The organism is Nocardia carnea NBRC 14403 (genome assembly GCF_000308515.1).
Lineage (GTDB): Bacteria > Actinomycetota > Actinomycetes > Mycobacteriales > Mycobacteriaceae > Nocardia > Nocardia carnea.
This window is the reverse complement of record NZ_BAFV01000029.1, coordinates 1-25,112: the sequence shown is the minus strand read 5'-3', so window position 1 is coordinate 25,112 and position 25,112 is coordinate 1. Positions and strand designations below refer to the sequence as shown.

The following is a 25,112-nucleotide window of genomic DNA, read 5'->3' as shown; positions in this document are numbered from 1 at the left end:
GACCGGACCGGGCCGGCCGGATCGGGTACCGCACAGCGGTTCCGGGCGCCCGCACACCGGCACCCGGGATATCCCGCGAACGGAGGAACGCACCGGATGGGTCGAAACAGGCTGTTCCGCAGCGCCACACCCCCTACCCCGACGCGACGGAGCCGACCATGAGCACAACCGAGAAAACAACAGCCGTCGGCGCACGTGTCCCCCGGATCGAGGATCTGCGCCTGCTCACCGGCGCCGGGACCTTTGTCGACGACATCACCCGCCCCGGCATGGTCCACGCCAATTTCGTGCGCAGCCCGCTGCCCAGAGCCCGGATCACGGCGATCGACATCACCGAGGCCGCCGCGCTCGACGGCGTCGTGGCCGTCTACACGGCCGCCGAACTGAACCCGCTGGTCACCGAGATCTCCTACGCCCTGGACACTCCGGGCTTCCCCGAGGTGCCCCGGCCGCCACTGGCCGAGGGCGAGGTGCGTTTCGTCGGCGACCCGGTCGTCATGGTGGTCGCGACCGACCGCTATATCGCCGAGGACGCCGCCGAACTGGTCGTCGTCGACTACGACCCACTCGAACCCGTGGTCGACTACGAAACCGCCGGTACCGCCACCGAACTCGTCCACGCCGAACATCCGGGCAACTCCGCGGGCGGTCTGGCCGGGCGGGCCCCCGCCGATCTCGCCCCGGTCTTCGACGCGGCCCCGCATGTGGTACGCCAGACCGTGCACCAGCAGGCCTACGCTCCGGTCCCGCTGGAAACGCGCGGCATCGTCGCGGAATGGACCGCGCCCACCGGCGAAATGACCATCTGGACCTCCACTCAGTCGCCACACGAAGTACGCGGCTTCTGTTCCCGGCTGCTCGGTGTCGACGAACACCGGGTCCGGGTGATCGTGCGCGATACCGGTGGCGGATTCGGGCAGAAAGTGGCGCCGCAGCGGGAAGACACCTGCGTGATGCTGGCCGCCCGCACCCTGCGGTATGCGGTGAAATGGATCGAGGACCGGCAGGAGAACCTGATGGCCGCCGGGGCCGCCCGCCACGAACACGGCGAGGTCGCCATGGCCTTCGACGACGACGGCCGCATCCTGGCCGCCACCATCGAGCATGTGCAGAACGTGGGCGCCTACCCGATCCCCTCGCCGCTCACCTCCTCGATCGCGGTCGGGATGCTGTTCCCCGGCCCGTACCGGATTCCGGAAGCCGGATTCAGCACCGCCTCGTACTATTCGAACACCGTGGGCCGGGTCGCCTACCGTGGCCCGTGGCAGTTCGAATCGGTATCCCGCGAGCTGCTGCTGGATACGGCCGCCCGCCGGCTCGGCCTGGACCCGGTGGAACTGCGGCGGCGGAATATGCTCAGCCACAAGGAGATGCCGGTCGCCAACCCGAACGGTATGCCCTACTCCGATGCCTCGCCGCTGGAAACCTTCGAACAGGCGCTGCAGATCCTCGATTACGACGCCTTCCGTGCCGAACAGGCCCGGGCCCGCGCCGAAGGCCGCTATCTGGGCGTCGGAACCTGCACCTATGTGGAACCCACCACCGGCAGCACCCCGTTCCTGAGCACCGAGGGCGCGACCATCCGGATCTCGGCCACCGGCAAGGTGAACGTCTATCTCTCGGGCGGCTCGGCGGGTAACAGCCTGGAGACCACCGCGATCCAGCTCACCGCCGACGCGCTCGGCGTGGATATCGCCGATGTGCAGACGGTCCAGGGCGATACCGCGGTGGCCCCGCAGGGTGGCGGCACGAACGGCAGCCGGTCCGGTTCCATGGCCGCCGGCGCCATCGCGCAGACGGCGGCGGTACTGCGCGAACGAATCATCGCCATCGCGGCACATCAGCTCGGCGCCGCGGTCGAGGATGTGGAGTTCGCACACGGCCGCGCGGGAGTCGCGGGGACCGAGAAATCACTGTCGCTGGCCGAGATCGCGCAGATCGCGTACTTCCAGACCGAACTCCTCCCGGAGGGTGTCGTCCCCGGGCTCGAGGCCACCGGCCGCCACCGCGCCGATCAGATGATGATCTGGGCCAATGCCTCCCACGTCTGCACCTGTGAGGTCGATATCGACACCGGTGCGGTGAAACTGCTGCGGTTCGTCGTCAGCGAGGACGTCGGACCGATGATCAATCCGAATGTGGTGGAGGGCCAGATCTACGGCGGCACCGTGCAGGGTATCGGCGGCGCGCTCTACGAGCACCTCGCCTACGACGACGACGGGAACCCGGTCGCCACCACCTTCCTGGACTATCTGCTGCCCACCGCAGCCGAGGTCCCGGTGATCGAACTCGGCCATGTGGAGACTCCGAGCTCCGGGCCGGGCGGGTTCAAAGGTGTCGGCGAGGGCGGCGCGATCGGCTCGACCCCCGCGGTCCTCAATGCCGTCGCCGACGCGCTGGCGCCGTTCGGCGTACAGATCGACCGGCTCCCCCTCTCCCCGGCCCGGATCGTGGCCATGATCGACGAAGCCCGCGCGAACGGGAACACGGAGGTGACAGCATGAAACCCGCGGCCTTCGACTATCACGCCCCCGCCACCGCGGACGAGGCAGTGGCCCTGCTGGCGGATCTCGGCGACGAAGCCAAGATCATCGCCGGCGGGCAGAGCCTGGTGCCGATGCTGGCACTGCGGCTCGCCGTCTTCGACCATCTGGTCGACCTGCGCCGCCTGGACGAACTCCGCGGTATCGAAACCCGCGGCGATTCGGTATGGATCGGCGCCGGCACCACGCACGCCGCGGTGGGCCGGTCCGCGGAGATCCGCCGCGATCTACCGCTACTGCACCGGGCGACCCCACTGATCGGCCATTTCCAGATCCGCAATCGCGGCACCCTCGGTGGTGCGATCGCCCACGCCGACGCCGCCGGCGAATATCCGGTCGTGGCGCTGACACTCGATGCGCGGATGCACACCCTGTCGCCGCGCGGGACCCGCGATATCGCGGCGGCGGACTACTTCACCGGAATGTGGAGTACCGCCATGGAACCCGACGAACTGCTCACCGGGATCACCTTCCCGGCGTGGCGGGGACGTACCGGTTTCGCGATCGAGGAATTCGCCCGCCGGGCCGGTGATTTCGCCATGGCCGGCGCGACGATCGCGGTCCGGCTGGATGCGGACTCCCGGATCGAGCAGGTCGCGCTGGGGCTGTTCGGCCTGGCACCGACCCCGATGCGGGCCACCACCACCGAATCCGAAGTGCTCGGGCGCCCGGCAGCCGATATCGATCCGGCGGAGGTCGGGCGGGCGGCCACCGCGGCACTGAACGCTGTACCCGCCGATATCCACGGATCCGCCGAATACCGGCGCCGGATCGGGGCGGTCATGGTCGCGCGGGCCTGGACCCGCGCGGTAGAGGAGGCGAGCAATGACTGATATCGAGATCTCGGTGGTGGTCAACGGGGTCCGGCGCCGGGACCGGATCCCGCCCCGGCGCACCCTGGCCGACTACCTGCGCGAAACCTGCGGACTCACCGGCACCCACCTCGGCTGCGAGCACGGTGTCTGCGGTGCCTGTTCGGTCCTGCTCGACGGGGCGGCGGTGCGCGCCTGTCTGGTGTTCGCGGTCCAGGCCGACGGCGCCGAGGTGACCACGATCGAAGGCCTGGCCGAACCGGACGGCCGGCTCTCCCCGGTGCAGCAGGCGTTCCGCGATCATCACGGCCTGCAGTGCGGCTTCTGCACACCGGGATTCGTCGTCTCCGCCACCGCCTTCCTCGCGGAGAACCCCGATCCCGATGACGACGAGATCCGCGAGGCACTGTCCGGGAACATCTGCCGGTGCACCGGCTATCAGAGCATCATCCGGGCCGTCCGGGACGCCGCCACCACGATCGACGCCGAAACCCCCGCGACACCGCAGGCCTGAACCGGCCCACCGAAGCCAAGGACCGCGTATGAAACTCGAGAACACTTTCCGGATCCCCGTTCCCGCCGACGACGCCTGGCCCGTTCTGCTCGACCTCGAGCGGCTCGCGCCCTGCGTTCCGGGTGCCACCCTCACCTCCCGGGACGGCGACGACTTCCACGGCAAGATCAAGGTGAAACTCGGGCCGGTGGGACTCACCTACAACGGTGTCATCAAAATCCTGTCCCAGGACGCGGACGCCAAAATCGCGGTCCTCGAGGGCGGCGGCCGCGAAACCCGCGGTAACGGCACCGCGAAAGCGGTGATCACCTGCCGCCTGGTCGAATCGGGCAGGGTCACCGATGTTTTCGTCGACACCGATCTGGCGATCACCGGTAAACCCGCCCAGTTCGGCCGGGGCGCCCTGGCCGATGTGGCGGGCACGCTGATCGGCACCTTCGCCGACAACCTCGCCGCGGAGATCACCTCGTCGGCGGGCGAAGTCACCGACGAGGCACTCGGCGCGGCAAGCAGCTCCGCCTCCGCTGAGGCCACCGGGTCCGTGACCGCCGCGCCCACCGAAGTCGCCGACACCGAACTCGGCGGGGCGACAGGATCCACGCCTGGCACCATGTCCGCCCCTGTCGGGTCGGCATCGAGGCCCCAACCGGCTGCGCCGACGCGTATCGCCGCGCGACCCGCCGCCGAGCCCATCGACCTGATGGCGGCGGCCGGCTTGTCCGCCAACCGCCAACTCCTGCTCGCGCTGGGTGCGGCAGCACTGGTGATCCTGTTCCTGCTCACCCGAAAACGCTGCAACCTCGCCGAATAGCCTCCGCCTCTCGAGCCGCGCGGTCTGTATCCGAACCTCACCGCGGGGCGGCGTGGGCAGTGCCGAACTTCCCGGCTGCTGCGGCCGCACCCCGGCGTGGCACCGACACACCGCACGGATGCGACCTGCGTCGGCGTCGCCGAGAACAGCGTCGACCAGGGTGACGCCCACGATGTCGGGCGAATCGCTCGCCACCTACTCGGGTTCGAGGCACCCCGGCCAGATGGATTCTCCCGTGGGGTCCCACGCTGCCCCACGGGGCGGGCATGGCACGACGCCTTCCGCTCCCCGCTCGTTGCCTAGCTCGATTGCTTCGCGTCCGTCCGCGCCGCCCGCCGGTCCCAGGGCTCCAGGCCACCCTGGTGCAGCGCGGAAGGCGCGCGGGCAGCCGGCATGGACCTCAGCCCAGCGGCCCAGTTCCAGCGGCTCCTCGCCCCGACGGGCCAGATCGTCGACGAGCACCCGGTAGCCCATGGCATCGGCCGCAGTCATGTCCAGGTGCACTCGCCCGGTCGCATATACGCGGATCTCCCGGGGCGGGACGCCGTGCGCGTCGATGCGGCAATATGTACGTTTGTCCATGGACAGACGTACATATTACGGAGGGACCGGTCATGGCACTGGTAATGCTCGGGCTGGCGATCGTCGCCGAAATCGTGGGGACCAGCCTGCTCAAGGCCACCGAAGGCTTCACCAAGCTCTGGCCGACCGTCGCGTCGCTGGCCGCGTACACCGTCGCCTTCGTTCTCCTGGCCCAGGCCATCGCACGCGGAATGCAGGTCGGTTTCGCGTATGCGGTGTGGTCGGGCCTGGGCACGACGTTGATCGTCATCGTCGGCGCATTGTTCCTGGGCGAATCGCTCGGCCCCGCCAAAATCGCCGGGGTGGCGCTGGTGGTCGCCGGTGTGGTGACCCTCAACCTGGCGGGCGCGCATTGACACCGCGGGACCCGCATCGCCGTCGGCGCATCCTCGACGCCACCCGCGCACTGATCCCCCGTCACGGAATCGCGGGAATCACCCATCGCCTGGTGGCGGCCGAAGCCGGAGTTCCGGTCGGCTCGACGACCTATTACTTCGCCGACCTGGCCGATCTCACCGCGGCAGCGCTCGCCGAAACCACCGCGGCCACCCGCGACGCCCTGACAGAGTGGGCCGAGGAACTGGCCGGCACCGCCGACCTCCCCGCAACCCTGTCCGCGCTCACCGCGCATTGTCTCGACCACCCCGAGCAGATGCTCACCGTGAACGAGCTCTATCTCGCCGCGACCCGCCATCCCGGACTACGCCCGCTGGCCCGGGTCTGGTTCGACGGACTCGTCGATATCCTCACCCCCCATATCGGCACCACCGCAGCCCGAGCGACCGCAATGTATCTCGACGGGGTGCTGCTGCACGCCCTCTCCAGCGATTCCGTGGTCGACGCGACCACACTCACCGCCCCCCTGGCCGCCCTCGCCACCCTCGGAGAAGACCCGTCGGCCGGCTGACCGGGACGCAGCGCGTCCGTGACGTCCGGAGACCACGAACACCGCCTCCGATCCGTCGATGGCGATACCACGCCTGAGCGCCCGCGGGGAGTCCGTTCCCTGCGCCGGAACAGTGCGGCGATTCGCCATGAGCCCGGCCCGCGGAGGTCCGGAGGAGCCGGCGGTAGCTCCGGCTCTGCTGGATCCTGGTGCTCCGACCGCGGGCCCCGGCGGCGGCGGTCCGCAGCGGACAGACCCGGTGAGCGAGCGGGACGGGCGGCGATTCGACGCCGCCGATAGACCCGCGACGGCCCCGGGGAAGACGGGAAGCGACCCGGCCGCGCGAAACACGGCCGGGTCACCCCGTACGGTCAGCCTTCCAGGATCGCCTGCATCTCCGCGATCTCGGCCTGCTGGGCGTCGATGATCTGCTGGGCCACGGTCCGGGCCTGCGGATCGCCGCCCTCGGCCAGCTCGGTCTGCGCCATCTGGACCGCGCCTTCGTGGTGGTCGATCATCATGGTCAGCCACATCCGGTCGAATTCCGCGCCGTGGGCTGCCTCGAGTTCGGCCATCTGCTCATCGGTCATCATGCCCGGCATACCGTCGTGATGGGCGCCGGAATGGCCGGTGCCCTCGGGTACCGGGGCGCCCCACGCCTGCAGCCACCCCGTCATCGCGGTGATCTCGGGGTCCTGCGCCTGCTGGATGCGGGCAGCCAGGTCGATCACGCGGGGGTCGGTCGAATGCGTGGGCACCAGCGCCGCCATCTCCACAGCTTGCCGATGATGCGGGATCATCTCCTGCGCGAACCGGATATCGGCCTCGTTGTGCTCACCGTCCACCGGCGCAGTGCCCGACGGGCTCGCGGATTCCGATGTCGTCATCGCTCCACTCGTCGCCGGTGTACCCGATTCGCCGGTGTCGTCGCCGCAGGCGGTGAGCACCGCGGCCGAGGCGAGGAGGGCGATTGCGGTGGCGGTCAGCGGCTTTCTGTTCATGAGTTCGTTCTCCCTGAGTGTCGGTTGTCGTGACTGGCACAACAGCGCCGCGACCCGGATCACCGGGTCCGGCGGGCGTCGGTCACAGCCGCAACACACCCAGGGCGGCCAAACGTCGGGAGAGCGGTGGCGGGGGTCGCGCCCAGACGAGCGGGACGGCCGGGATCACCGCAGCGGGGGTATGTCCGGTCACTCCGCAGGCGACGACGAACAATGCCAGCACGATTCCGGCCAATGCGGTCAGCACGGCCATGCACAGATGCAGCAGGTCGTGACCCGCACCGTGATCGCCGGGACTGTCGTGCCCGGGCTCCGGCGCGAGCACCGCCGCCGTCGTACAGCAGTGCGCCGGATCGGACTGTGCACCGACCGGCGGACCGGCTTCCGGTTCGACAGACCGGAGCAGCTCATGCTGTGTAGAAGCGGCAGCGGGCTCGCCGGCGGGGAGGTGATGCATGCCCAGCAGGGCCACTGCCAAGAAGAGCGGCAGCAACCACCGAACGAATGTTCCCGCGGCGCCGGAGTGCACGAACCCGAATCTAGCAACCACTCCGAACGCGGCCGGCACGGGCAGTACCGTGACCTGAAACGGTGGGACCGGTCAGGCGCCCATGATGGCGTTCATGATCGTGCCCGCACTGGTGGCGACCGCACCGCCCATCATGGCGCCGGCGATCTGTTTCGGCGCCGTGAGCGCGCCGCCGTTCCATTTCTCCCAGGCGAACTTGCCGCCGCCGAACATGATCGCGGTGACGCCGGAGAGCAGGACGAACCAGGTCAGATACCTGGTCATCTGGGTGATCTTGTCCGACAGTGGCGGCGCCTCGGGGGTCGGATTGCCGACTTGGGCCAGTGTCGTATAGCTGTCGTGCAGGGCGGGAAGGCCGTCGTGCAGTGCGGTGAGGATCATGCTCATTCTGGTCGTGCCCCTCTCGGATGCCGGTGTATCCGGTGGCGGACGAATGCCGTTTCCGTAAAGCCGAACCCGATCGGTTATTGAAGCGCAATCGCGGCCTCCATGGGGAGAGACTCGCCGATTTCTTCTGGTCAGCGCCGTAAATCGCGGCGTGTCGCCGATGCGACACGCGGGGAGGGCTCCGGGACAGCACTCGATCGGCATCCGATTCGCCCCGGTGGTCGCGCAGGGTCACCGAAGCGTTGCGGTTCCACGACAGCTGCGTCACAGGCTCCGCGCGGCGGCCGACGCAACACCCGGAGCCGGGCCCGTCACGGCGAACGGTGCCGCGGTCGCACGGAGTAGCCCGTGGTCGCACGCAGTAGCCGGCGGACCGTGCGGTCGACTGTCCAGATCAGGAGGCCGGCGCCACGGATACCCCGAACAGCTCCATCAGTTCGGCGAAGGTCTGCGCGGAGGCCACCTGCCGGTCGGGCAGTTCGATCTCGTACTTCTTCTCGACCAGCACGATGATCGACAACACGGTGAGCGAATCCAGCCCCAGTTCGGCCGGGGTCGCCTGGGGTTCGATGGTGTCGAATTCCAGATCGCAGTGGGTACGCAGGAATTCGGCGATATAGTCGCGGATCGGCATATCGGACATGGCGACTGGCCTTCCCCGGCGCATGGAACCGGTCGAGAGAGGTGGACAGTGGTCGTCGCGGTCACCGACCCGTACCAGGATATCGCACCGAGACGACGACCAACGGATCCGCTCTACTGCGAATGGTTTTCGTCCGCCGGCTGCCGCCGGGTTCCCGGACCGGGAACCGTACGCCGCCTCACCAGGTGAGTACCGGTTTGATCACCGAACCCGCATGCTGGGCGGCCAGCGCCGTCTCGATTTCGGTGTGGGGGAATCGGGTCACCAGCCGGTCCACCGGCAACTCGCCCTTGCCGTACAAGTCGAGCAGGTGCGGGATGAAGGTGGCCGGGTCCGCATCGCCTTCGAGACAGCCGCGGATCGTTTTGCCCTGCAGCACCATATCGCGCACATCGATCGGCGGCACACCGGCACCGAGACCCACCGCGACCACCGTTGCCCCGGTCGTGAGAGCCGCGAACGCATCGGCGAGCACGGCGGGAATCCCGGTGGTGTCCAACGCATGGGTGGACCCGCCGCCGGTGATCTCCCGAACCGTTTCCGCGGTACCCGCGCCGGCCGGGTCCAGGACGATATCTGCGCCCAGTCCCGTGGCCAGCTCGCGCCGCGCCGCGGAGGTTTCCACCACGACGGTCCGCACACCGGCAACGGTGCGGGCGGCGAGCAGTGCCGCCGAACCGACCGCTCCCCCACCGTAGATCGCGAGCCAGGCCCCGGGTTCCGGCCGCAGGGCGTTGAGTACCGCGCCCGCGCCGGTCTGGAATCCGCAACCGAAGGAGGCCACGACGGCCGGATCGGCCGCCGGGTCGACGACGACGGTGTTGTCCGCGGTGGCTATTGCGTACCCGGCGAAACTGGATTGCCCGAAGAAACCGTCCCGTACCGGGGCACCGTCGACGGTGACGCGCGGTGATCTGTCGGCGCGGCGGCCGAAATGGTTGAGCGCGGTGGAGTGCCGGCAGTAGGCGGGGCGGCCGGCCATGCAGTTCGGGCAGGCGCCGCAGTGCCGGAATGTGAGAACCACATGGTCGCCGGGCGCCACCGAGGTCACCGACGCACCGACCGCGGCCACGACTCCGGCGCCCTCGTGTCCCAGCAGCACCGGCCGATCGGGTTTGCCCAGCACCCGGTTGACCAGGTCGGTATGGCAGATCCCCGAGGCGAGGATGCGCACCAGGATCTCGTCGTCACGGGGATCGTCGAGATCGACCGCTTCCGCGGTGAACGGTGCGGACGGATCCCGGGACAGGAGCGCCGTGGTCCGCATCGCTACGCCCGTTCCAGCAGGAAGTAGAAGTATTCGCCGCCGGCCAGGACGAGTTCCGGGCGGCCGTTCATGATGCCCATCAGAGTGGTGTCGTCGAGCCATTTGAAATGGTCGAAAACGGCGCGGCCGTCGTAGACCATGGTGGCGGTCACCTCACCGCGGAATTCGATATTCCACAGGGTGGCCTCGCCGCCGCCGAGTTCCACATTGGAGAACAGCGTGCCGTCTTCGGCCCGGCAGATCAGCGGCTTCGCATCGTCGAGCGCATGGAAGGTTTTGCCGTACCAGCGGCTCTTGGGCAATGCCCGGCACAGTGGATGGCCGGTCTGGAAGGCGTCACCGCGCCATTCGCCGAGAATGTCCTCGGCGCGCGCGGGCCGCAGCCGCCCCCAGAGATCGTCGAGTTCGGCGACCGACACGCCCTCGGTCTGCTCCCGCAACTGCTGCCACCGTGGCGTGTCCGCACTCATATCTGTCCCATCGACCGGTTCGGCGAACCATCTGGTTCGGCAACGACCTTAGTTCCGAACCAGATGGTTCGGCAAGCTACGATTCCCGGTATGCGTGCGGCAGGCCAGGCGACCCGGGAGCGGATCCTCGCGGCGGCCAAAGCGGAGTTCGCCGAATACGGCACCGCCGGTGCGCGGATCAATCGGATCGCCGCGGCCGCGCAGGCCAGCAAGGATCGCCTCTACGCCTACTTCCCGGGTAAATCGGAACTGTACGCCGCGGTCACCGAACAATGGACCGCGCAGACCACCACCGAAACCGCTCTGCGCGCCGACGATCTCCCCGGCTACGTGGGCCGGCTGTTCGACCATTTCCGTGCCCACCCGGAGAACGCGCGATTACAGGCATGGGCGGAGCTGGAACCGGCCGACGAGCGGATCGCACAGGTACTGCGCCGCACACTCGACCCCAAGCTGGCCGAGATCAGACGTGGACAGCGCGCGGGATCGGTCACCACCGATATCGCGGCGCCGACCCTGTTACGCATGCTCACCGAACTGGCCCGGAGTACCGCGGTCCACAGCGGCCAGGGGCCGGCCCGCCGGGTCGCCGAGCAGCGCGCCGCCGTCGTACTGGCTGCGCGGCGGCTGGTCGAACCTGCGGCCTGAGCCCGCCGCGACGTCAGGCCGGGCCGGTCGGCGCGTCACCGTAGACCACCAGCCAGATCGAGCGGCCCAGGGTCCGCGCCAGTTCCGCATCGGAGATGCCGGTACGCACCGCGAACGCCGTGCTGATGGACCGCTCCACCATGGCCGCCAGTACCAGCGCCGTCGCGGCCGGATCCAGTTCAGGCGCCACCCGGCCGGCGGCCCGGTCGGCCTCGAGGCGATGGCGTACCAGCTCGACGAAACCGGCGACCCGGCCGCGCCAATAGGCGCCGACATCGCGATCATAGGAGGCGAGTTCACTCAGGGCGAGCAGCAGATACCGGTGCCGGCGGAAGCCCGCGATCATGGCGCTCATCGCGTTGCGCACACCCGCTTCACGGTCGGTGTGTTCCGCGCTCCACCAGCGCTCGGCGGCGGCGAACAGATCGCTGGTCGCCAATTCCGCCATCCGGATGAGCAATCGGCTCTTGTCCGGGAAGTAGCGATAGAAGGTGGACCGCGCCACCTCGGCGGTCGCGGCGATCTTCTGTACCGCGATCTCGGTGTACGGAGTGCCGTCGGCGAGCAGATCCTCGACCGCGCGCAGGACCCGCTGCTCGAATTCGGCCCGGCGATCGTCATCCGGTTTCCGGGCGGGCCGCCGGGCCCGGGTCAGCGAGGGCATCCGGGGACCGCCGTATCGCTCGGCCACGGGCGTGGATATCCGCTCACAAGGTCCATGGGCCCATTGTGCCCGTCGGCCGGGCTCGGATCACCGTTGCCGGCTCTCTACTTCTGCGGAAAACTGTGCGGGACAGTGCGGCCCGGATGGTTGACAATGCCGCCACCGCACCGCACCATCAATCGGACATAGTGTCCGAGACTCGATGACCGAGGCGGTTCGTATGACTGACTCCCCCGCCGCGGTCGAACAAGCCGATGTCGTGGTCGTGGGTGCCCGCTGTGCAGGTTCCGCCACCGCGGCCACGCTGGCCCGGGCCGGACGCCGGGTCGTCGTCCTGGACAGCGCCCGTTTTCCGTCGGACACGCTGTCCACCCATCTGTTGTGGCCGGCCGCGGTCGCCGAACTGTCCCGGCTGGGTGCGCTCGACGCGGTCTCCGAACTCGGCGCTCCCGCACTCACCCATGCCTTCGCGGCAGGCTCCGGGTATACCATCGCGACACCGTTTCCCGAGGTGGGCGGTATCGACTACACGCTGTGTGTCCGCCGGACCGGCCTCGATCACGCACTCGTCCGCACAGCCACCGATGCGGGGGCCGAGGTACGGCAGCGCTGCCGGGTGACCGAACTGGTCTGGGACGGTGCGCGGTGCATCGGCGTCCACTACACCGGACCCGAGGAACGCACCGTCGAACTCCGTGCCGCGTTGGTGGTCGGGGCGGACGGCCGGCGCAGTACCGTCGCGCGACTGGCGGGCGTGGAAACACCGTACGAGGCCGACCCCAGCGGCCGCGACTGCTATTTCGCCTACTGGCGCGACAACTCCACCGAATGGCGCTCGACCGCCGCGCAATGGCGGGTGGGAGCCGATCTCGGCACGGCTTTCCCCTGCGACGACGGCCTGCTGCTCTGTCTGGTCCAGCCGCCCGCCGCCCCCGGCCGGCTCCGTCCCGGCGATGCCGAACGGCGCTACGCCGCGGCCCTGGACCGGATCCCGCCGCTGCGTGAACGTCTGCGCGGCTGCGAACGGGTCGGGCGGGTGCGGTCGGCCACCGGAATCGTTTCCTATTTCCGGCGGTCGAGCGGGCCCGGGTGGGCCTTACCCGGCGACTCCGGGCATTTCAAGGATCCGGTGACCGCCCAGGGGATTCGCGACGCTCTGCACTACGGCCGTCTGCTGGCCGAGGAAGTGGCCCCAGTGCTCGACGATCCCGTGCGACTGGACCACACGGTCGCCGCGTGGGAACAACGCCGCGTTCGCGAATGCCGGGAGATCTACCACTGGACCAACCGGCTCGCCCGCGGTACGGCGATGAGTCCGCTGGAGGTCGAACTGTATCGCGCCGCGACCACCGACCCGGATCTGGCGGCCGTCACCACCGGAATCTTCTCCCGCACCAGACGTCCCGCCGAGCTCTACACACCGGCCCGGATGGCCCGGCTCACGGCCGGCGCCCTGTGGCGGCACCGTCGCGCCCCCGGGCCGGTGTTCCGCGATATCGCGCACGAGGCCGCTTCCACCGCCCGCGAATTCCGTACGTCGCGCACCACGCTGCGCGGCGCCCCACCCGTCACCGGAATCTCAACCGTTTGACCAGGAGAGCACCATGTCGGATCAGCTGCCGAAGAAGTCAGCATCGATCGACCGCCGCACCGCGCTACGCGGCGCATTCGCCGGCGCGGCGATACTCGCCGCCGGACAGGCGACCGCCACCGCGGCCCCGGCCCGGCACCGAACCCCCGGCCTACGCACCGGTGGTAAGGAGGTCGCGATCTTCGGCGGTGGAATGGCGGGTTTATCGGCCGCCCACGAACTCGCCGAACGCGGTTTCCGGGTGACCGTCTACGAACCGTCCTATCTGGGCGGGAAGGCGCGCAGTATGGGAGTTCCCGGCACCGGCACCGGCGGACGCGCCGATCTGCCCGGTGAGCACGGGTTCCGGTTCTTCCCGGGCTGCTACCGGAACATTCCCGACACCATGCGCCGGATCCCGTTCCCCGGCAATCCGAACGGTGTCCTGGACAACTTGATCCGCGTCGAGGGCACCGTGGCCGGTTTCCGCGACCGGCCACCGATCGTGGCGCCGGTGGAGATCGCCGGATTCGATCAGCTCACACCGCAGAACCTGCAGAACAGCATCGTCAGCGCATTCGGCTTCATCCCGGAACTGCCGCCGCACGAACTGGCCTTCTTCGGCAAGCAGATGCTCATGTGGTTCACCTCGAGTACCGAACGGCGGTTCGGGCAATGGGAATACCTGACCTGGGAACAGATCATGCAGGCCGACGGCAAATCCGCAGCCTACCGGGCGTATCTGGTCAACGCGCTGACCCGCATCACGGTGGCCGCCAAACCGCATCTGAGTTCGGCGCGCACCATCGGCACCATCGGCGAAGCACTGGTACTCGCCGGGAGCGGGATGATCCCGGAGTTCTCCGGTGGTGTGGACCGAATCCTGAACCGGCCCACGAACGCGGCGTGGATCGACCCGTGGGTGGCCTATCTACAGTCGCGCGGCGTGCAATTCGTCATGGGACAGCGGGCGAGCCGGCTGTCCTGTGCGGGCGGCCGGATCGACTCGGTCACCGTCACCGACGCACAAGGCACCGCGACCTCCGCGGTCGCGGATCACTACATCTGCGCCATGCCGGTGGAGAGAACAGTGCCGTTGCTGAACGACCAGGTCCTCTCGGCCGATCCGCACCTGGCCGGGATGCGGGAACTGCTCACCGATTGGATGGTCGGGATCCAGTTCTATCTGCGCCGCCCCACCGAGATCCCGGAGGGCCATATCGCCGCCCTGGGTTCACCGTGGGCACTCACGGCGCTGCGCCAGGCACCGATGTGGGTCGGCGATTTCGCCGGCCAGTACGGCGACGGGTCGGTACAGGAATGTTTCTCGGTGGATATCTCCGATTGGGATACCCCGGGGATCCTGTACCGGCGGCCCGCCAAACAGTGCACCGCCGCGGAGATCGCGGCCGAAGTCTGGGCCCAGCTGAAGGTATGGCTGAACGCCGGGACCGGCTGGCTGCGCGACGAGGATATTCATTCCTGGCATCTGGATCCGGGAATCAGCTGGTCCGGCGGCACCACTCATAACGAGACACCGCTGCTGGTCAACACCGTGGGCTCCTACGATCATCGGCCGCACGCGCATTGCGCCATTCCGAATCTGTTCTTCGGCGGCGACCATGTGCGCAGTCATATCGACCTGGCAACCATGGAGAGCGCCAACGAATCCGGCCGTAATGCCGCGAACGCCATTATCGACGCCGCCGACGACTCCACCCCGCATGCCCCGGTGTTTCCGCTGGTCGCGCTACCGGCGTTCGAGGCGGCCAAGAAGCTCGACGCCGACCGGTTCCGGGCGGGACTCCCGCACATACTGGATATCTGACAGCCGGTCGGCGAACTCGCCGGGTACTCGAACCACGGCGTGTCTGCGTCGATTCGACCGAAAGCATTGTCCGTCGTATCCGGTTCTTCGAGAATGGGTTCCGGGCCGAAATCCGGCCGCTGGGGACCGGCCGGCGGCACCACGCCGGCAGAACATGTGGGGAAATATCATGAGAATCAAGCACATCGCCGCGACCGCGCTGATCTCCATCGGCGCTCTCGGTGCGGCCGCGGGCACCGCGCACGCCGATCCGCAGGCCGCCGCCGAGGTCGCCGTGCGCGGCACCGAGCAGGGGGTCGGGTATGTCGTCGCACCGAACGAGGCGGGGACGGCACTCGTCACGACGCTGGACACCGGCAGTTTCCGGCTCGCCGCGGGCGGAGCCGCGGTACTACTGGCCGATGCGGCGGGGCACACGCTGACCACCCTGCCGCTCGGGGTTTCCGCTGCCGGCACGACCGCACCGTTGGCGGCCGCGGTCTCCGCGGACGGCCGGACGCTGACGCTCACCCCGGAGGCCGCCACACCGGCGGGTGAACATATCGCCCAGCTGGTTGCCGATCCGGGCACCGAAGCACGCAAGATGCACAATGCCGGGATCGGTGCGCTGATCGGCGGTGGAATCGGTGCGGTACTCGGCTTCTTCCTCGGCGGTGTGGGTGCCTTGATCACCATCCCGATCGGCGCGGGTATCGGCGCGCTGATCGGTTATTCCACTCCGTGATACCGGTTCTCGGCCGTGCACTGCCGGATGGGGCAGCGCACGGCCGGGGCCGTTCCCCGTCGTAGTGACGCCGATTCTGTTGGCGCCGAGCGGATATCGTCCCGGCCGCTGCCTGTGCATCGCCGCTGTGCGGAGCCGTTTCTGTCGGACCCCCGCAGTAAAATCATGCAGGTAGGACACAGTCGGAGATGAGTCGCGATCGGCCGACCGATCACGGCGGATAGTCTCCGGCGCAACGGAACCGGGGGTTCTGTGATGAGTGAATTCGGACAACAACGACTGCTGCCGCCGCGTCAGCACGGCACCTCGTGGCGGGAATCGGAGTATCGGACCATCGTGTCGGAACTCCGGGCCGGCAAGGACCTGACCGGGATAGCCGATGATCTCGGCCGCACACCGTCGGCCGTTCGGGCCGCGCTACGCAATTTCATACCCCCGCGGGAAAGGGTCCGCGCCGCCGATCGCGCCGGCTGGATCCGGGATCGGCTGGCCGCCGAACCGGAATGGGACTGGTGGGCGACAGTGGTCGACAATCACCGCCACGGCCCGTCCGCGCTGTGGCTCACCGAACACGAGCATCTCACCCGTCAGGCGTGGCGCGAGCGCACGCCGATGCCGGTGCTCGCGCAGCGGCTCGGCACCGCGGAGATCGAGGTGGCCGGATTCCTGCGGGCGCTGGGGTTGGCCGAGAGCCTGGCCGAGGTGGCCGACCGGCTCGGCGCCACCCCGGGGCAGGCGTTGGCCAAACGGGTGAACGCGGCCCGGGACCAGGATCTTTCCGGTGGCTGGGTCTTGGTTGTCGACGGTGCGGCGGGCACTGTACAGCATCGCAGCGCGCCGATTCGGCGGCATGTTTCGGTGCACGAGAGCCGGGCCGCCGCCGAGGACGGTCGCGATCGGGTGCTCTACCGGCACCGCCGGAATGCCGGTGCCGGTTCCGCGCCGGTGTGGTGGACCATCGCCCACCGCGGTGTCGGTGATACGGCCGGCCGGACCTACTGCGGGGTGTACAACCCCCAGGCGGCCCCCAGCGGTGTCCGTGCCGATGCCCTAGAGGTCGGCGATCGCCTCCGTATCGCCGGATCCGACGGTCGACCGGTGGATGCGATCGTCGAATCGCTGACCCGGCGCGGTGAGGTGGTGCTCGCCGATCTCGGTCCGGTCGGCGATTCCCGGGTCCACCAGGTGATCGAGTTCGAGGCCGGTGAACGAGTGGAGGTTCTCGGCCGCGAGGCGTAGCCGCCGCGGCGCCGGGCCGCTACCGGCCGGATCCGGAGCGGCCCGGCATGAGGGCGCCGGCACCCACGATCGCCACCGTCATCACCAGCACAGCCACGAAAACCAGGTGCACCCCTTCGGCCAGTGCCTCGGGTGCGGGGACGGCGGCATCACCGATCCGCGAGTTGACCAGCGCACCGAATACGGCCACCCCCACCGCGCTGCCGATGGATCTGGCGAACATATTCGCCGAGGTCACCACGCCGCGTTCGTGCCAGGAGGTGGCGGTCTGCGCGGCAATCAGGGTGGGGCTGGCCACCAGGCCCATCCCGAGACCGATGAGGAAACAGGTGGCCGCGATCTGCCCGATCGACGATTCGGTGTCGATGAACAGTGTCGCGGATGCTCCGATCGTGGCGATTATCCCGCCGAGGACGGCGGTGAACCGGAAACCGATCCGTAGATACACCCGGCCGGATTGGGAGGCCGAAATCGGCCATCCGAGAGTGAGCGCGCCTACCGTCAGGCCGCCGACGAGTGCACTGGCGCCGAGTACGCCCTGGGTGAAGGTCGGGACGTAGGAGGTGAGACCGAGCAGCAGCGCCCCGACCAGCAGTGAGATCACCGAACTGGCCACCACCACCCGCCGGGTGAACAGCCACAGCGGCAGAATCGGATTCGCCGCCCGGCGTTCCACGAGAACGAACGCCACCAGGGCGGCCGCGCCGCCGGCGAAGATCCCGATTCCGGCCGGCGAATCCCACGCCCAGGACCGGCCGCCTTCGAGCAGGCCGAGGATTATCGCTCCCGCCCCGGTGGTCAGCAGTATCGCGCCGGAATAGTCGAGACGAGTCCGCTGCCGCGGTACGGTCTCGGTGAAATGGCGGGACAGCATCCAGGCCGCCCAGGCCGACAGCGGAATATTGATCAGAAATATCCACCGCCAGCCGAGGTGATCGGCGAATACCCCGCCCAGCAGGGGGCCGGCCACCGAGGACAAGGCCCAGACTCCGGCGATATACCCCTGTGCCTTCGCGCGTTCGGCCAGGGTGTAGATATCGCCGGCGATGGTCATGGTCATCGGCTGGATGGCGCCCGCGCCGATGCCCTGGATACCCCGGAACACGATGAGCCACATCATATTCCCGGCAAGGCCACAGAGCAGCGAGCCGAGGGCGAATACCGCGATACCGAACAGGATCACCGGTTTGCGGCCCACCATATCCGCGACCTTGCCGTAGATCGGCACGGTGACCGCCTGGGCCAGCAGATAGATCGAGAACAGCCACGGGAACTGTGCGAAACCGCCGAGGCTTGCGGTGATGGAGAGGACCGCGGTCGCGATAATCGTCGAATCGAGTGCGATCAGGCCGGTGGCCAGCATCAGTGAGCCCAGTATCGCGCCACGGTCGGATCGAAGCCCTACGCCGGCCTTTGCGGTATCCGCCACCACCGGCGCACCCCTTTCCTCGGACAACAGACCGGCCAACACGGCCGTTCGGTAACGCTATTCCCGGAACCGCCCGTCGACCGTCCGGATTTCCACATAGTGGGAGAGCGATTGCCCACAACACCGGCGGCAACCGGCTTGTGCCGATCCGCAACAGTCGTCCCATGGTCTCTGTGAGGCCACACAGAGACCCTGTGCCGCACCGTAACCCGCGGCTAGCATCCGCGTAATGACGACTTCGGCAACTGCCCCGGGCAGTCTCGTCCGCCACCGGATGCTGTGGTGCGTGCTCACCGCTGCCGTACTCGGCGCCGGCGCCTGCGGGACCGCGGAGGTCACGGATCCGGCCGCGGTGTGGGATCCGTGCGACCTGCCGGCCGGCCTCCTCACCGAGGCCGGGTTCCCGGCCGGATCGCAGCGGCGGGATGTCGCCGCCGAGCCGGGCTGGGCCGGGTGCGGCTGGAGCAGCGGCGAGGCCGCGGTCCGGGTGCTGTTCACCACCACCGGGTCACCGGAGAGTGTGGGCGGCGCCGGGGCCCGCCGCACGGAGATCAGCGTGGCGGACCGGACCGGGCAGCGAGTGCAACCCGCCGATACCGCGGCGACCTGCACGGTTGCCCTGCCTACCGAGGGCGGCGGGCTGATCCGGGTCCGGCTGGACAGTGCCGGCCCCGGAACCGGCGCGGAAATCTGCGGCCGGGCGGAGCGGGTGACAAGCGTCCTTGCGCCCGCCCTACCGGCCTGATCAGCGGGTTTAGACCATAGTGCATACCACTGTGACCAGTCACAATGCGATGGGCGCGCCCCTTTACGGTCGTCCAGTCCAGATCGCAAAGCGGTACCCGGTTCGACATCCGCTCGTTACTGTGTAGCCGCAGTCTCACCGTCCGGGGGTAGAAGGAGTCAGCATGACCGTCGACACGACCAGAACCAAGCTGACGCTATCCGGGCAACCCATGTCCGCCCCGCTGCAGGATGTCCGCAAACTGTCCCGCCGGATGGTGGGTCATTTCGTGGAGAACGTGGTGCCGTGCGGGACCCTGCCCGGCGACGCGATCTACGGCGATGTCACCACCATCACCCGCACCTGTCTGGAGCTGGCCGTCAGCATGCTCGACGGCCAGGACATCCCGGAGAAGACCCGAAGACTGGAGAACGCCGCCGCCGGCTGGGCACGGGAAGGGGTGCCGATCGACACCATCCACCACGCCGTCCACGAAGGGTTCCGGCTGGGTCTGGACCTCGTGGTGTCGCAGGCGACGGTGACCGACTATTCCGCCCTGGTCGACGGCGCCAAACTCGTCGTCGAAATGCTCGACAAGATGACGGTCTGTATCTCGATGGCCTACGTGCGGGAACTGCGCTCGGTGGTCAACGAACACCATACGGCGGTGCATACGCTCACCTCGGCGCTACTGGGCGGGCACAGTACGTCGACCATGGCCCGCGAATGCGGTATCGAGATCGCCCCCGCGTATATCGTGCTGGCCGTGGCGATTCCGGCCCATCCCGACGAATCCATTCCCGCGCTCGACGGGAAAGTGGTGGCCCGCCGCAAACTGCGCCGGGTGCAGGCGGAACTGGCAACCCGCTGCACCGACGCGGCGTTGTCGCTGCTGAGCGTGGACGGTGGCACCGTCCTGCTGCCGGCCGAAACTCTGGGCGCCGAGGAGCTCGACGAATTGATCCCGCAACTGTCGCGGGCGGCGCAGGTCCCGATCAGTGCCGCCATGGTGGAAACGCCCACCGCGGATATCCCCGCGGCCGCCGACCAGGCCCATGAGCTGCTGGATATGGTGCAGCGGCTCGAATGCGTTCCCGGGCTCTACCGGTTCGACGATATGGCACTGGAGTACCAGCTCACCCGCCCCGGGCCGGGCCGGGAATATCTCGGTTCGCTGCTCGAGCCGCTCGACGACCACCCGGAGTTGCTGGAGACGCTGCAGCGCCATATCTCCAACAATCTCAACCGCCAGCGCACAGCCCGGCTCATGCATATTCACACCAACACCATCGATTACCGGCTCAAACGGGTCGCGCAACTGACCGGTTTCGACCCGACCCAGCCGTCGGGCCTGTGGTATCTGCGTTCCGCGCTCGTCGCGCGCAGTTATCGGGCGAGGTGAGCACATCAGGCCGAGGCCTGGCCGCTACGCACCTGCGCCACATAGGCTCGGGACACCGCGGCAGTCAGCGTATCGAGCACATCCACCACAAACGATCCGTCGACACCGCCGGACGCCGCGTCCGAACGTCGCAGTAATGGCGAATCACGCAGTCCCAGCCCGCTTTTGACCCCTTCGTGCAGAGCATGCTGGATCACCTCGAGCGGGACCTCCTCGCGGGCCCAGCGCGCGGCCGCCACCTCGAGCCGGGCCAGCACCTGCCGGCCCGAGGGATCGGAATCGTCGAGCAGCGCCAGCGCCAGGCCCAACCCCACCCGGAACGCCGTGCCGAAATCCGCGACCGGCCGCGGCGCGCTCGCGGCACCCGTGCTACGCACGGACCAGATCCGCAGCAGCTCGGTGAGTTCCGGCACTTCGAAGACTTCGGCGGAGTCCTCCGGTTCGGGGTCGTACTGTCCACTCGTGCACATCCGTGCTCCCTCCGCCAGCGACCGACTACCGATATGGACAAACGTATAGTTATTCATGGTTCTGTGAACGACCCAACGCCGAGACTTCGGTCCACCTCGGAATACAGTCGGCCAAAGATAGTGAAACGTCCCATCAACAGATATCCGGACGTCGTGGTAACGCCCACCCCGGCCGGGTTTCGGTGGCCGCCCTCCCGGCGCCGCGCGCCGCGGCGCGCTCCCCGGTTATGGTGCGGCAGTGGATACCGGTGATCTGATAGACCGCAGCAGTTCCATCGCGGAGCGGCTCACGACGACCCAGGCGGCCCCGCCGTCCTGGTTGGTACTGGCGACCGCGGTGGTAGCCCTGATTCTCGTCGGCTACGGGCCGCTGTGGCGGGTGACCCGCAATGTTGTCACCATTGCGCACGAGGGCGGGCACGCATTGGTCGCACTACTGAGCGGCCGGCGGCTCAACGCGATCACCCTGCATTCCGATACCTCCGGACTCACCGTTTCCAGCGGAAAACCCTATGGATTCGGCATGATCCTGACCGCGCTCGCCGGTTATCCGGCGCCACCGCTGGTCGGACTGGGGTTCGCCGCCCTACTCGGCGCCGGGCGGATCACCCTGATGCTGTGGATCGCCATCGCCGCCCTGGCCATCATGCTGGTGATGATCCGCAACGTGTACGGCGTGGTATCCGTACTGACCACGGGGGCCTTGGTTTTCGGGGTGTCCTGGTTCGGTTCCGATGCGCTGCAAGCCGGTTTCGCCTACCTGGCGACGTGGCTGCTGCTGCTCGCCGGCAGCCGTCCGGTGCTGGAATTACAGCGCACCCGGTCGCGGATGCGCGACGGCACCACCGACGCCGACCAACTGGCCCGGCTCACCCGGTTGCCCGGCCTGCTGTGGGTAGGAGTGTTCCTCGCGATCGCCCTCGGCTCGCTGGTAGCCGGCGCCGGGCTCCTGCTGTCGGCCACGGCCGGGATCTGCCTGCCGCTTCCCGGCAGCGCCGACTGCCCGGCCGGCTGACTCGCGGCCCGGGTTATCCGGCGGTCTCGGCCTCGGCGAGCTCCTTCTTCCATACCCGGAAGCCTTCCTCGGTGCGGCCGCGCCGCCAGTATCCGGAGATCGATGCGAACTCGGCGGAGACACCGCGCTCCCGGCGGATATAGCGGCGCAGGTTGTGCATCACCGCCTGCGCCTCGCCGTGGATGAACACCTGCGGCTGCCCCGGCAGCCACGCCGCGCCGCGCACCGCGGCGATCAGCGGAGCGTTGTCCCCGGCCCGGTCGTCGCCGACCTCGTGGGCTGCACCGCCACGATGCACCCAGGTGATATCGACCAGCGCCTTGGACGGTAGCGCGATCTCGTCGGACGCATCGGCGACCTCGACGAAAACCTTCGCGGGAGCATCCTCGGGCAGAGCTTCCACCGCCGCCGAGATCGCGGGTAACGCGGCTTCGTCACCGGCCAGCAGATGCCAATCGGCGTCCGCACGCGGCGCGTAGGCCCCGGACGGACCGAAGAAGGTGATCTGCTCACCGGGCCGGACGGTCGCCGCCCACGGTCCGGCGATCCCCTCGTCACCGTGTACCACGAAATCGATGGCGATCTCGCGGGCCGCGGTATCCACCGAGCGGACGGTGTAGGTGCGCATCACCTCGCCGTCGGGCCGGTCGAACAGCAGCTTCACATAGGCGTCGGTGAATTCGTTCGCGGTGAAATCGTCGAATCCGGGATCGCCCAGATGTACGCGGACGAGATGGGCGCTGAGCTGCTCGGTCCGGGCCACGGTCATGGTCGTGCGTTTCCTGGCCATCCGGCCTCCTCACTAATTAGGTATACCTAAGCAACGTACCAGCCCCGTCGGAGTCACTGTGTAGCGTCCATCTCGTCCGGACCGAAATATGAGGCAATAACGCCTTTTTGGGTTAATCTCTCACCAACATCCGGACAGAGGCACCACCATGACCGCGGCTACCGTCATCCGACCGCTGGCTCCCAGCGAGCAGATCTTCGCGTTCAGCGGGGTTTTCGTCGGATACTGCGCGCGCGTATCCGGCCGGGTGGACATCTCCGCCCTGGCCGCCGCGTACGAGGCACTGGTCACCGCCCACCCCATGCTCGGCGCCCAGCTCGTACCCAGTGAACCGTTCGGGCATACGCTGGTCACCTCCGGTCCGCCCGAGATCGTGCTCACCGTGGCGGACGGCGATCCGGAACTCCTGCTCACCGGGGCCTTGCCCGACCAGCGGCGCGCCCTCGGTTCGGCCCACGTGGTGCGATCGGCGACCGGCGCGAGCGTCACCCTGCTCGTCCACCACAGTATCGCCGACGCGACACATGCGCTGCACCTCTACGAACGACTGTGGCAGTGCTACTCGACCGCCGTCACCGGCCGGGCCCCGGAACTCCCACCCGCCCGGCAGCCGCAACCGGTCGAAGATCTGCTCGCCGCCCGCGGGATCAGCCGCCGCCCCCTCCCCGGCCGGGCGGGACCTCCCCGCAGCGAACCGCCGCTCCCCCCGCCCGACGCGCTCGCCGCGAACGATCACGAATACCCGCCACTGGTCACCACCCGGTGCCGGCTGAGCCGGGAGCACACCGGCGCTCTGGTAGCCCACGGGCACCGCACCGGGGTGACGGTGCACAGCCTGGTGGCCGCGGCCCTGCTGCTCACCGAAGCCGAGGCCCGCCGGCTTCCGGTGACCGGCCTGCAGTGTTCGTATTCGGTGGATCTGCGGCGCCGGGTCCGGCCGGCGATCGGGCCGGCCGAGGGCACCAACGTCCTGGGCTTCGCGGGTTACCGCCCCGCGCCCGGCGGGGCGCAGACGCTCACCTCGCTCGCGCACGGGGTCGTCGGCGCATTGCGTGCGGGTCTCGCCACCGGCTACGTCCAGCAGACTCCGTTGCAGCTGCCCGACACCCTGGCGGCACCGCCGGCAAATCCGTTCGACACGGTGATGACCACGAATTGGGGCCGATTACCCGGACTGTCCGGGCCTGCGGTCCGGATCGACGATTTCCGTACCACCATGATCGCCAAACCCGACCCCACCGGCCGCCGGCCCCCGCAGCCCGGCGGCGGAACCAGTATCGTCACCACCTACGACGACCGGCTCAGTATCGAGATCCACCACCCACCGGAATTCACCCCGGTCCAGCGTCCACGCATCGAACGCCTGCGTACACTGCTCACCCGGCTCTGAGCCGGGTATCCGCTCCCCTTCGCGGCGCGATCAGACTCCCTGTAGCGAAGCCAGCTCCAGCACGGTGATATCCGATGGGGCCGCGACCCGGACCGGCGGCCCCCAGGCCCCTGCGCCGCGGGTGACGTACAGCGCCGTCGCACCGTACAGTTCCAACCCCGCCACGGTCGGGTTGGCCAAGCGCGCGATCAGGTTACCCGGCCACAACTGCCCGCCGTGGGTATGGCCGGACAATTGCAGGTCCACGCCGTATCGCACCGAATCGTGCACCACGATCGGCTGGTGGGCGAGCAGGACGCAGGCCCGTTCGCTGTCCCGGCCGTCCAGTGCCGCCGCGAAATCGGGGCCGCGGCCGATGAGGCTGCCCGCGGGATCGTCGACCCCGGCGAGATCGAAATCGGGCAGGCTGACCCGCTCGTTGAGCAGAACCTGCATCCCGAGTTCCCGGACCCGGTCCAGCCAGACGTCGGCATCGGAGTAGTACTCGTGGTTGCCCGGAACGAAGTAGGTGCCGAATCGGGCGCTGAGCCCGGCCAGCGGTTCGGTTTCCGCGCGCAGATCCGCGACGCTGCCGTCGGCGAGGTCGCCCACCAGGGCGATGAGGTCGGGGCGGGTGTCGTTCACCGTACGGACGACCCGTTCGCAGAACCCGCGGCCGAGCGCGGGGCCGAGATGTAGATCGCTGACCAGCGCGATCCGCAGGCCGTGTGCCTGGGCGGGAAGTTTGGCCAGCGGTACGGTGACCCGTCGCACCATCGGCCCGTCGAGCACCCC

Annotated in this window: 26 protein-coding genes; 15 read left to right on the top strand and 11 right to left on the bottom strand. The window is 68.7% G+C overall.

Going from position 1 to position 25,112, the window contains the following annotated elements:
- Positions 1 to 158 precede the first annotated feature (158 nt).
- From ON22_RS10735 to ON22_RS10705, 6 genes are all read left to right on the top strand, one after another.
- The gene (locus ON22_RS10735; RefSeq protein ID WP_043740020.1) at positions 159 to 2,504 is read left to right on the top strand and encodes a xanthine dehydrogenase family protein molybdopterin-binding subunit; all 2,346 of its coding nucleotides are present in this window, start codon (positions 159 to 161) and stop codon (positions 2,502 to 2,504) included.
- Positions 2,501 to 3,376 carry an FAD binding domain-containing protein gene (locus ON22_RS10730; protein WP_033242030.1) on the top strand — a complete coding sequence of 292 codons (876 nt, stop codon included), beginning with the start codon at positions 2,501 to 2,503 and terminating at the stop codon, positions 3,374 to 3,376. The genes ON22_RS10735 and ON22_RS10730 overlap by 4 nt, the downstream gene beginning before the upstream one ends.
- Positions 3,369 to 3,869, top strand: a complete 501-nt coding sequence (locus ON22_RS10725) for a (2Fe-2S)-binding protein (protein ID WP_033242029.1) — start codon at positions 3,369 to 3,371, stop codon at positions 3,867 to 3,869. The genes ON22_RS10730 and ON22_RS10725 overlap by 8 nt, the downstream gene beginning before the upstream one ends.
- A gap of 28 nt (positions 3,870 to 3,897) precedes the next feature.
- On the top strand, positions 3,898 to 4,680 hold the full coding sequence (locus ON22_RS10720; RefSeq protein WP_033242028.1) for an SRPBCC family protein: 783 nt from the start codon (positions 3,898 to 3,900) through the stop codon (positions 4,678 to 4,680).
- A gap of 614 nt (positions 4,681 to 5,294) precedes the next feature.
- Positions 5,295 to 5,618 (top strand): DMT family transporter, encoded by a 324-nt coding sequence (locus ON22_RS10710; RefSeq protein WP_033242026.1) that lies wholly within the window; start codon positions 5,295 to 5,297, stop codon positions 5,616 to 5,618.
- Positions 5,615 to 6,169: a TetR/AcrR family transcriptional regulator gene (locus ON22_RS10705; protein ID WP_033242025.1), complete on the top strand. Its 555-nt coding sequence runs from the start codon at positions 5,615 to 5,617 to the stop codon at positions 6,167 to 6,169. Before ON22_RS10710 ends, ON22_RS10705 begins: the two co-directional genes overlap by 4 nt.
- Before the next feature lie 350 nt (positions 6,170 to 6,519).
- On the opposite strand, the gene ON22_RS10700 is transcribed toward ON22_RS10705, so the two are convergent.
- The 6 genes from ON22_RS10700 to ON22_RS10675 all read right to left on the bottom strand — a co-directional run bounded on the left by ON22_RS10700 (position 6,520) and on the right by ON22_RS10675 (position 10,445).
- Positions 6,520 to 7,149 (bottom strand): DUF305 domain-containing protein, encoded by a 630-nt coding sequence (locus ON22_RS10700; RefSeq protein ID WP_051157470.1) that lies wholly within the window; start codon positions 7,147 to 7,149, stop codon positions 6,520 to 6,522.
- Between the two features lie 82 nt (positions 7,150 to 7,231).
- Positions 7,232 to 7,678 (bottom strand): hypothetical protein, encoded by a 447-nt coding sequence (locus ON22_RS10695; protein ID WP_156052214.1) that lies wholly within the window; start codon positions 7,676 to 7,678, stop codon positions 7,232 to 7,234.
- 72 nt (positions 7,679 to 7,750) lie between these two features.
- Positions 7,751 to 8,065 (bottom strand): hypothetical protein, encoded by a 315-nt coding sequence (locus tag ON22_RS10690; RefSeq protein WP_033242023.1) that lies wholly within the window; start codon positions 8,063 to 8,065, stop codon positions 7,751 to 7,753.
- 394 nt (positions 8,066 to 8,459) lie between these two features.
- Positions 8,460 to 8,708 (bottom strand): acyl carrier protein, encoded by a 249-nt coding sequence (locus ON22_RS10685; protein ID WP_033242022.1) that lies wholly within the window; start codon positions 8,706 to 8,708, stop codon positions 8,460 to 8,462.
- Positions 8,709 to 8,886: 178 nt separating this feature from the next.
- Positions 8,887 to 9,975: an NAD(P)-dependent alcohol dehydrogenase gene (locus tag ON22_RS10680; protein ID WP_033242021.1), complete on the bottom strand. Its 1,089-nt coding sequence runs from the start codon at positions 9,973 to 9,975 to the stop codon at positions 8,887 to 8,889.
- 2 nt (positions 9,976 to 9,977) lie between these two features.
- Complete coding sequence (locus tag ON22_RS10675; protein WP_033242020.1) at positions 9,978 to 10,445, bottom strand: DUF4334 domain-containing protein; 468 nt, start codon at positions 10,443 to 10,445, stop codon at positions 9,978 to 9,980.
- Positions 10,446 to 10,535: 90 nt separating this feature from the next.
- Here ON22_RS10675 and ON22_RS10670 point away from each other — a divergent pair, with 90 nt between their 5' ends.
- Entirely contained in the window at positions 10,536 to 11,093 is a 558-nt protein-coding gene (locus ON22_RS10670; protein WP_033242019.1) for a TetR/AcrR family transcriptional regulator, read from the top strand.
- A gap of 13 nt (positions 11,094 to 11,106) precedes the next feature.
- Here the strand turns inward: ON22_RS10670 and ON22_RS10665 are convergent, their stop codons facing one another.
- The gene (locus ON22_RS10665) at positions 11,107 to 11,757 is read right to left on the bottom strand and encodes a TetR/AcrR family transcriptional regulator (RefSeq protein ID WP_033242018.1); all 651 of its coding nucleotides are present in this window, start codon (positions 11,755 to 11,757) and stop codon (positions 11,107 to 11,109) included.
- A 220-nt stretch (positions 11,758 to 11,977) separates the two neighbouring features.
- Between ON22_RS10665 and ON22_RS10660 the strand changes: the two genes are divergently transcribed.
- The 4 genes from ON22_RS10660 (at position 11,978) to ON22_RS10645 (ending at position 17,118) form a co-directional block, all read left to right on the top strand.
- A complete protein-coding gene (locus ON22_RS10660) occupies positions 11,978 to 13,348 on the top strand; it encodes an NAD(P)/FAD-dependent oxidoreductase (protein ID WP_081595500.1) in 1,371 nt (456 codons plus the stop codon).
- Between the two features lie 13 nt (positions 13,349 to 13,361).
- Positions 13,362 to 15,155 (top strand): hydroxysqualene dehydroxylase, encoded by a 1,794-nt coding sequence (locus ON22_RS10655; RefSeq protein WP_033242016.1) that lies wholly within the window; start codon positions 13,362 to 13,364, stop codon positions 15,153 to 15,155.
- Positions 15,156 to 15,324: 169 nt separating this feature from the next.
- A complete protein-coding gene (locus tag ON22_RS10650) occupies positions 15,325 to 15,879 on the top strand; it encodes a DUF8020 domain-containing protein (protein WP_033242479.1) in 555 nt (184 codons plus the stop codon).
- A gap of 255 nt (positions 15,880 to 16,134) precedes the next feature.
- The gene (locus tag ON22_RS10645; RefSeq protein ID WP_033242015.1) at positions 16,135 to 17,118 is read left to right on the top strand and encodes a hypothetical protein; all 984 of its coding nucleotides are present in this window, start codon (positions 16,135 to 16,137) and stop codon (positions 17,116 to 17,118) included.
- Positions 17,119 to 17,137: 19 nt separating this feature from the next.
- Here the strand turns inward: ON22_RS10645 and ON22_RS10640 are convergent, their stop codons facing one another.
- Entirely contained in the window at positions 17,138 to 18,550 is a 1,413-nt protein-coding gene (locus ON22_RS10640) for an MDR family MFS transporter (protein WP_033242478.1), read from the bottom strand.
- A gap of 226 nt (positions 18,551 to 18,776) precedes the next feature.
- Between ON22_RS10640 and ON22_RS10635 the strand changes: the two genes are divergently transcribed.
- Together ON22_RS10635 and ON22_RS10630 are read left to right on the top strand one after the other, a co-directional pair.
- Positions 18,777 to 19,292, top strand: a complete 516-nt coding sequence (locus tag ON22_RS10635; RefSeq protein ID WP_081595480.1) for a DUF3558 family protein — start codon at positions 18,777 to 18,779, stop codon at positions 19,290 to 19,292.
- A 163-nt stretch (positions 19,293 to 19,455) separates the two neighbouring features.
- Entirely contained in the window at positions 19,456 to 20,673 is a 1,218-nt protein-coding gene (locus ON22_RS10630; RefSeq protein ID WP_033242013.1) for a PucR family transcriptional regulator, read from the top strand.
- Between the two features lie 5 nt (positions 20,674 to 20,678).
- Here the strand turns inward: ON22_RS10630 and ON22_RS10625 are convergent, their stop codons facing one another.
- Entirely contained in the window at positions 20,679 to 21,143 is a 465-nt protein-coding gene (locus ON22_RS10625; RefSeq protein WP_033242012.1) for an RsbRD N-terminal domain-containing protein, read from the bottom strand.
- Between the two features lie 238 nt (positions 21,144 to 21,381).
- Between ON22_RS10625 and ON22_RS10620 the strand changes: the two genes are divergently transcribed.
- On the top strand, positions 21,382 to 22,158 hold the full coding sequence (locus ON22_RS10620) for a M50 family metallopeptidase (protein WP_033242011.1): 777 nt from the start codon (positions 21,382 to 21,384) through the stop codon (positions 22,156 to 22,158).
- 13 nt (positions 22,159 to 22,171) lie between these two features.
- Here ON22_RS10620 and ON22_RS10615 read toward each other — a convergent pair whose 3' ends face one another.
- Positions 22,172 to 22,948 (bottom strand): siderophore-interacting protein, encoded by a 777-nt coding sequence (locus ON22_RS10615; protein ID WP_033242010.1) that lies wholly within the window; start codon positions 22,946 to 22,948, stop codon positions 22,172 to 22,174.
- Between the two features lie 148 nt (positions 22,949 to 23,096).
- Between ON22_RS10615 and ON22_RS34545 the strand changes: the two genes are divergently transcribed.
- Positions 23,097 to 24,338 carry a phthiocerol/phthiodiolone dimycocerosyl transferase family protein gene (locus ON22_RS34545; RefSeq protein ID WP_051157416.1) on the top strand — a complete coding sequence of 414 codons (1,242 nt, stop codon included), beginning with the start codon at positions 23,097 to 23,099 and terminating at the stop codon, positions 24,336 to 24,338.
- A 30-nt stretch (positions 24,339 to 24,368) separates the two neighbouring features.
- Here ON22_RS34545 and ON22_RS10605 read toward each other — a convergent pair.
- Positions 24,369 to 25,112: metallophosphoesterase (locus ON22_RS10605; RefSeq protein ID WP_043739996.1), on the bottom strand; the 744-nt coding region annotated here is incomplete at its 5' end.

Excerpts from the sequence above, each read along its gene's own strand:
- ON22_RS10735 (WP_043740020.1), top strand. The coding sequence starts at position 159 with ATGAGCACAACCGAGAAAACAACAGCCGTCGGCGCACGTGTCCCCCGG.
- ON22_RS10730 (WP_033242030.1), top strand. The coding sequence starts at position 2,501 with ATGAAACCCGCGGCCTTCGACTATCACGCCCCCGCCACCGCGGACGAG.
- ON22_RS10725 (WP_033242029.1), top strand. The coding sequence starts at position 3,369 with ATGACTGATATCGAGATCTCGGTGGTGGTCAACGGGGTCCGGCGCCGG.
- ON22_RS10720 (WP_033242028.1), top strand. The coding sequence starts at position 3,898 with ATGAAACTCGAGAACACTTTCCGGATCCCCGTTCCCGCCGACGACGCC.
- ON22_RS10710 (WP_033242026.1), top strand. The coding sequence starts at position 5,295 with ATGGCACTGGTAATGCTCGGGCTGGCGATCGTCGCCGAAATCGTGGGG.
- ON22_RS10700 (WP_051157470.1), bottom strand. The coding sequence starts at position 7,149 with ATGAACAGAAAGCCGCTGACCGCCACCGCAATCGCCCTCCTCGCCTCG.
- ON22_RS10690 (WP_033242023.1), bottom strand. The coding sequence starts at position 8,065 with ATGAGCATGATCCTCACCGCACTGCACGACGGCCTTCCCGCCCTGCAC.
- ON22_RS10685 (WP_033242022.1), bottom strand. The coding sequence starts at position 8,708 with ATGTCCGATATGCCGATCCGCGACTATATCGCCGAATTCCTGCGTACC.
- ON22_RS10680 (WP_033242021.1), bottom strand. The coding sequence starts at position 9,975 with ATGCGGACCACGGCGCTCCTGTCCCGGGATCCGTCCGCACCGTTCACC.
- ON22_RS10675 (WP_033242020.1), bottom strand. The coding sequence starts at position 10,445 with ATGAGTGCGGACACGCCACGGTGGCAGCAGTTGCGGGAGCAGACCGAG.
- ON22_RS10670 (WP_033242019.1), top strand. The coding sequence starts at position 10,536 with ATGCGTGCGGCAGGCCAGGCGACCCGGGAGCGGATCCTCGCGGCGGCC.
- ON22_RS10665 (WP_033242018.1), bottom strand. The coding sequence starts at position 11,757 with ATGCCCTCGCTGACCCGGGCCCGGCGGCCCGCCCGGAAACCGGATGAC.
- ON22_RS10660 (WP_081595500.1), top strand. The coding sequence starts at position 11,978 with ATGACTGACTCCCCCGCCGCGGTCGAACAAGCCGATGTCGTGGTCGTG.
- ON22_RS10655 (WP_033242016.1), top strand. The coding sequence starts at position 13,362 with ATGTCGGATCAGCTGCCGAAGAAGTCAGCATCGATCGACCGCCGCACC.
- ON22_RS10650 (WP_033242479.1), top strand. The coding sequence starts at position 15,325 with ATGAGAATCAAGCACATCGCCGCGACCGCGCTGATCTCCATCGGCGCT.
- ON22_RS10645 (WP_033242015.1), top strand. The coding sequence starts at position 16,135 with ATGAGTGAATTCGGACAACAACGACTGCTGCCGCCGCGTCAGCACGGC.
- ON22_RS10635 (WP_081595480.1), top strand. The coding sequence starts at position 18,777 with ATGACGACTTCGGCAACTGCCCCGGGCAGTCTCGTCCGCCACCGGATG.
- ON22_RS10630 (WP_033242013.1), top strand. The coding sequence starts at position 19,456 with ATGACCGTCGACACGACCAGAACCAAGCTGACGCTATCCGGGCAACCC.
- ON22_RS10625 (WP_033242012.1), bottom strand. The coding sequence starts at position 21,143 with ATGTGCACGAGTGGACAGTACGACCCCGAACCGGAGGACTCCGCCGAA.
- ON22_RS10615 (WP_033242010.1), bottom strand. The coding sequence starts at position 22,948 with ATGGCCAGGAAACGCACGACCATGACCGTGGCCCGGACCGAGCAGCTC.
- ON22_RS34545 (WP_051157416.1), top strand. The coding sequence starts at position 23,097 with ATGACCGCGGCTACCGTCATCCGACCGCTGGCTCCCAGCGAGCAGATC.